Origin of the sequence: Halolamina salina (genome assembly GCF_042678005.1) — an archaeon.
In the GTDB taxonomy this organism is placed as follows: Archaea; Halobacteriota; Halobacteria; order Halobacteriales; family Haloferacaceae; genus Halolamina; species Halolamina salina.
The window spans coordinates 21,926-27,206 of the sequence record NZ_JBHUDH010000012.1 but is presented as its reverse complement, the minus strand read 5'-3'; the positions used below and the strand labels follow the sequence as shown (position 1 = coordinate 27,206).

Here is a 5,281-nt window from a genome sequence, read left to right as displayed (position 1 = left end):
AAACGAGTACCGATCCAGCGTGTGTTCGACGGCGACGGCGATGTCGCCCTGTTCGGCGCCGCCCCAGTCGCCGAGGATCGCCTGCTGGAACTCCCGGCCGCGGCCGACCGAGCCGCGGTAGTTCGGGAGCAGCACCGAGTAGCCCTCGCTCACGAGGAACTGGGCGTAGAGGTCGAACGACTGCATCGACTGGCCGTGCGGGCCGCCGTGGACCTTCACGACGCCGGGGGTCTGTTCATCTTCACTCCCATCGGGGCGATCCCGCGCGTCGTACAGCAGCGCGCCGATCTCCAGTCCGTCTGCGGACTCGTAGGTGACGTACTCGGCGTCGACGAACGCGTCGGGATCGATGTCGCCGTAGTCGGGTTCGATCAGCGTCTCGGTCGCGCCGTCGTCGTACGCCAGCAGCGACGAGCGCGTGTCGGGCGTGGTCTGGGTGAAGACGGGGCGGCCGTCGGCGAGGAAGTGCTCCCCGCCCGCCAGCGAGGCGACGCCCTCCGCGAGGTCGAGCGTCTCGGACTCGCCGCTCTCGAGGTCGTAGACGATCGGCGCGCGGCCGGCGTTCTCGCTTCGCAGGGCGTACGCGTGGTCGCCGTCGGGACCGAACGCCTGCGGCGACTCCTCGGCGTCGCCGCCGCTGAGCCACCGAACTTCGTCGCTTTCCAAGTCGTACACGCCGGCGTTGGTGAAGTCCTCCGTGTCGTCGCGGACGAGCAGGCGCTCGCCGTCGGGGTGCCAGTCGACCGCGGCGGTCTGCGAGCCCGTCTCGCCAATGTCGAGCCGGCGGCTCTCGCCGGTCTCGAGGTCCATCACGTACGCGTCGCGGTTCTCCATCGCCTCTGTCTCGTTGGTCGTGTAGGCGATCCGGTCGTCGTCGGGCGCGAAGCTCCCGCCACGGACCGGCTCGTCGTTCTCGGTCAGCTGTTCGGACTCGCCGGCCGCGGGGTCGAACAGGTAGAGGTTCATCTGCTCGCCCTCGTCGCTGGCGTAGAGCAGGCGGCCGTCGTCGGCGACGTCCTGCAGCGACGCCTGCCCGGGCGTCTCGATCACCGGCTCGGCGTCGCCGTCGAGGTCGATCGCCCAGATGTCGTTCTGTTCGTCGCCGTCGTCGTCGAGGTGGAACAGCACCTCCTCGCCGTCGGCACCCCACGCGATCGGCCAGCGCGCGGCGCGGGGCACCTCGCCGTCGCTGATCTGGCGGCGTTCGCCGGTCTCAACGTGCTGGACGTACAGCTCGTTCCGGCCGGTGCCGTCGTAGTAGAACGCGATGCGTTCGCCGTCCGGCCCCACGCGGGGGTGGTGGAACTCGGGGAGGCGGGCCAGCTCTTCGGGGGTGAACCGTTTCTTGCCGCTCATCGTCCACGAGTGCGGCGGCTCCCTGAAAGCTCCTGTGAACCCGGTGAAACTACGCGTCGTCGTTCCCGTCGGCGTCGGGTTCGTCGGCATCTGCCCCGTCGGCAGCGTTCCCATTAGCGTCGTTCCCCGCGGCGACCTGCGAGCCGCTCGGGGGGTTCTCCGCCGCAGCGATTCGCTGCTGTGCGTGGGCGATGCGCTCGACGGCGACGACGAGGCGGTAGAACAGCCACAGCACGAACGCCGCGACCGCCAGCCAGACGACGGTGTACAGGAGGAACCCGAGAGCCCCGACGGCGCCACCGAAACCAAACAGCCCCGCGAGGAGCAGGACGGCCAGCACGACGACGCCGGCGGTGATCAACAGGCCACTGTTCTCCGAGAGGGTGGAGGGCTCGGACATGGCCGACCGTTCCGTCGCGACCCGGATAAACCCACCCGCCGACGACCGGGGGACACAACGGCTTTGGGCGGCTCGCCCCACCCACGGCTATGGACCGTCGCTGGCTCCCGATCGCGGTTGTGGCCGTCGTCCTCGCCGCCTCGTTCGTGCCGGGCGGCGGTGGCGGCGGTACCGTCGGCCCAGTCGGCGTCGACAAGCTCCTCCACGTCCTCGGCTACGCGGCGCTCGCGGCGGCGAGCCTGTTCGCGATTCGCTCGCGAACGCTCCGGACGATGCTCGCCGTGCTCGTCGTCGTGACCGTATTCGGCGGCGCCGTCGAACTCCTGCAGGGGTTCGTTCCGGGGCGGACGGTGTCCGGACTCGATCTGGTCGCCGATGCGGTCGGCGCGGTGGCGGGCGTCGCGGCGTGGCGGCTGTTCGCGTCGCCCGCGTGGGTCGACGACGCGCGGTCGTAGCGTCCCGGCCTGTCGAAGCCGTTTTCCCCGTGCCCGGCCCAGTTCGGCCATGAGCAGCGAGCCGACGCCCGAAGTGTACGAGCGCGGGCGGGGGATGGACGCGCACAATCAGGTGATGCGCGACATCCGCGCGGAGAACGACCAGAGCTACGACCCCCGCGAGCCGACCCGGGTGTGGATCGACGAGGACAACACCCCCGACGGGGTGTACCAGAGCCTGACGATCATCCTCAACACCGGCGGCTGTCGCTGGGCCCGTGCCGGCGGCTGTACGATGTGTGGCTACGTCGCCGAGTCCGTGGAGGGCGGCAGCGTGAGCCACGACGCGCTGATGGACCAGATCCAGTACTGTCTCGACCACGAGGCCGAGGAGGCCGACGGCGAGTCGGGGCTGGTGAAGATCTACACCTCCGGCTCGTTCCTCGACGAACGAGAGGTGCCAGCCGAGACCCGGCAGGCGATCGCCAAGACGTTCGCGGACCGGGACCGCATCGTCGTCGAGTCGCTGCCGGACTTCGTCGACCGCGAGAAGGTCCGGGAGTTCACCGAGCAGGGGCTGGAGACCGACGTGGCGGTGGGGTTGGAGACCGCGACCGACCGCGTGCGTCACGACTGCGTGAACAAGTACTTCGACTTCGCGGACTTCGAGGAGGCCTGCGCGGAGGCGCGGGCCGGCGACGCCGGCGTGAAGGCGTACCTGCTGATGAAGCCGCCGTTCCTCTCGGAGCAGGAGGCGCTGGAGGACATGAAGTCGAGCGTCCGGCGCTGTGGCGCCGTCGACGGCTGTCACACCGTCTCGATGAACCCCTGTAACGTCCAGCGCTACACGATGGTCGACGAACTGTTCTACGAGGGGGGCTACCGGCCGCCGTGGCTCTGGTCGGTCGCGGAGGTGCTGCGGACGACGACGGACGTGGACGCGATCGTGGTGTCCGATCCGGTGGGTCACGGGAGCGACCGCGGCCCGCACAACTGCGGCGAGTGCGACGACCGCGTCCAGCGCGCGATCAAGGACTTCGACCTGCGGCAGGACCCCTCGGTGTTCGAGCAGGTGGAGTGTGAGTGTGAGTTCACATGGGAACTGGTGCTCGAGGAGGAGGCGTCGTACAACATGCCGCTGGCTCGGTAGTAGTCGGTTTCGGGTTTGGTTGGGTCTGGATAGCTTTTTGCGTGTTTTCAACTCTCGAGACCGCGAACAGCAACAGCATCTCCATCGTAGACCACTTGTGACCGCACCGCCCCGCACAGCCCTCACCGCTCGCGGGTCGCTCTGCTCCCCGCTCGCTTCGAGGCGGTTTGCCTCGCCTTCGGCGAGTTTTCCCGCCTCGCTTCCTCCCCAGCCGACTCCCTCCTTCGCTTCGCTCAGTCGGTCGTCCCTCGCGCTGACTCGCCCACGGAGGGGCTCGCGCTTCGCGCCGACAGCCGCGGCGGTGCGGTCGCGGTGGACGCCTCGCGGCGGCCAACGGTCGGCCGCCGCGGGGGGAGGGGTGGGGACTCGGCGCTGTGCCGGGCCTCGTGCCCGGCACACTGCGGTCGCAAGTGGTCTAGCGTCGAGATGACGTTGCTGCCGCGGTGGCTGTTCCAGCGGTCACCAACCGAGAGCCCGCTTACGCGAACTCCTCGGCGATCACGTCGTCCACGCCGACCGGTCCCGCAGTCAGCTCCAGCTCCTCACAGAACGCGACCAGACCCTCGTACATCTCCCGATCCTGCGTCAGATCCGGCGTGAAACAGTCGAGCGTCGCCTCGGTGATCCGGTCCATCAGCTCCGGATGCTCCTCGCGGATCTCCGGGTGCCGATCGAACAGGATCTCGGCCGCCTCCCGGCCCTCCTCCACGGTGTCGGCGACGCCCCGCCGGGTCGCGCGGACGAACCGCCGCACCTGCTCGGGCTCGTCTTCGATTTTCGTGTCCGAGGCGGTGAGCACGAGGCGGTTGAAGTCCGGGACGCCGTAATCCGCCAACTCCCAGAGCCCGGTATCGAACCCGCGGTGGCGGCTCTCGACGATCTCGAAGTTGTGGAAGGCGAGAAACGCCGCGTCGGCGTCGCCGTCGATCAGCGCGTCGGTGTGGTAGAACCCCCGATCGACGGGCTCGATGTCGGCCGCCGTCAGGTCGCTCCCGGCCTGCTGAGCCATGTAGGCGACCATCTTCCGCCCGCCCTCGCCCGGCGCGCCGGGGTAGTTCAGCCGGACCCCCGGCTCCATGTCGGCCGGCGACTCCCAGCCGCGGCTCTCGGGATACTGGATCCCGCCGCGGGTCTCGAGGAACGTGGCGATCCCCTGTACCGGGACGCCCGCCGAGCGGTCCGGGACGAGGTGGATCGGCTCGGTGATCGCGTAGTCGAGTTCGCCGTCGGCCAGCATCTCCAGCGTGTCGTAATGCTCCTCTGGCTCCCAGAACGCCAGTTCCAGCCCCTCCTCCTCGTAGTAGCCCCGCTCGTCGGCGACGAAAAACGGGACGTGGTCGGGGTTCAGAAACCACTCCAGTCCGAGTTCGATCGTCTCCATACCTCGGCCCTGTGACGCCACGGTGATATAAGTTGGTGGTATCACTGAAGAATATTCTGCTGTCGGGCGGGCGATACCGACACGTGATCGAACGACGGAGAAGCGAAGGAGTCGCTACGCGAACCCTTCCAGCACGCCCTGCCCGTCCGTACTGCCGCCGAGTTCCGCCAGCGCGGCCCGCTCGGGGTGGGGCATCAACACGGCGACGGTCTCGCGCTCGCCCAGCACGCCCGCGACGTTCCCCGTCGAGCCGTTGGGGTTCGCGGCGTCGGTCACGTTCCCGTCGGCGTCGCAGTAGCGGAACAGCACGCGATCCTCGTTGACCAGTTCGTCGTACCGCTCGGCCTCGATCTCGAACCGCCCCTCGCCGTGGGCGATCGGCAGCGAGAGCACCGCGCCCTCGTCGTACGCCGCGGTCCACGGCGTGTCGGCGTTCTCCACGCGCAGGTAGACGTCCTCACACTGGAACCGCGCGCTGGCGTTCGTGGTGAACGCCCCCGGCGTGAGCCGGCTCTCGCTGCCGATCTGGGCGCCGTTGCAGACGCCGAGCACGGGCGTCC

General features: G+C 69.2%; 6 protein-coding genes. 2 read left to right on the top strand and 4 right to left on the bottom strand.

Going from position 1 to position 5,281, the window contains the following annotated elements; genetic code table 11:
• A partial coding sequence (locus ACFR9S_RS01695) for a S9 family peptidase (RefSeq protein ID WP_379817907.1) occupies positions 1 to 1,356 on the bottom strand: 1,356 nt, incomplete at its 3' end.
• A 49-nt stretch (positions 1,357 to 1,405) separates the two neighbouring features.
• On the bottom strand, positions 1,406 to 1,756 hold the full coding sequence (locus ACFR9S_RS01690) for a hypothetical protein (RefSeq protein ID WP_379731260.1): 351 nt from the start codon (positions 1,754 to 1,756) through the stop codon (positions 1,406 to 1,408).
• An 89-nt stretch (positions 1,757 to 1,845) separates the two neighbouring features.
• Between ACFR9S_RS01690 and ACFR9S_RS01685 the strand changes: the two genes are divergently transcribed.
• Both ACFR9S_RS01685 and ACFR9S_RS01680 read left to right on the top strand, forming a co-directional pair.
• Positions 1,846 to 2,211 (top strand): VanZ family protein, encoded by a 366-nt coding sequence (locus ACFR9S_RS01685; protein WP_379731259.1) that lies wholly within the window; start codon positions 1,846 to 1,848, stop codon positions 2,209 to 2,211.
• A gap of 49 nt (positions 2,212 to 2,260) precedes the next feature.
• On the top strand, positions 2,261 to 3,340 hold the full coding sequence (locus tag ACFR9S_RS01680; protein ID WP_379731258.1) for an archaeosine biosynthesis radical SAM protein RaSEA: 1,080 nt from the start codon (positions 2,261 to 2,263) through the stop codon (positions 3,338 to 3,340).
• 478 nt (positions 3,341 to 3,818) lie between these two features.
• Here the strand turns inward: ACFR9S_RS01680 and ACFR9S_RS01675 are convergent, their stop codons facing one another.
• Complete coding sequence (locus ACFR9S_RS01675) at positions 3,819 to 4,721, bottom strand: ABC transporter substrate-binding protein (RefSeq protein ID WP_379817905.1); 903 nt, start codon at positions 4,719 to 4,721, stop codon at positions 3,819 to 3,821.
• Between the two features lie 114 nt (positions 4,722 to 4,835).
• Positions 4,836 to 5,281: phosphoribosylformylglycinamidine synthase I (gene purQ / locus ACFR9S_RS01670; protein WP_379817903.1), on the bottom strand; the 446-nt coding region annotated here is incomplete at its 5' end.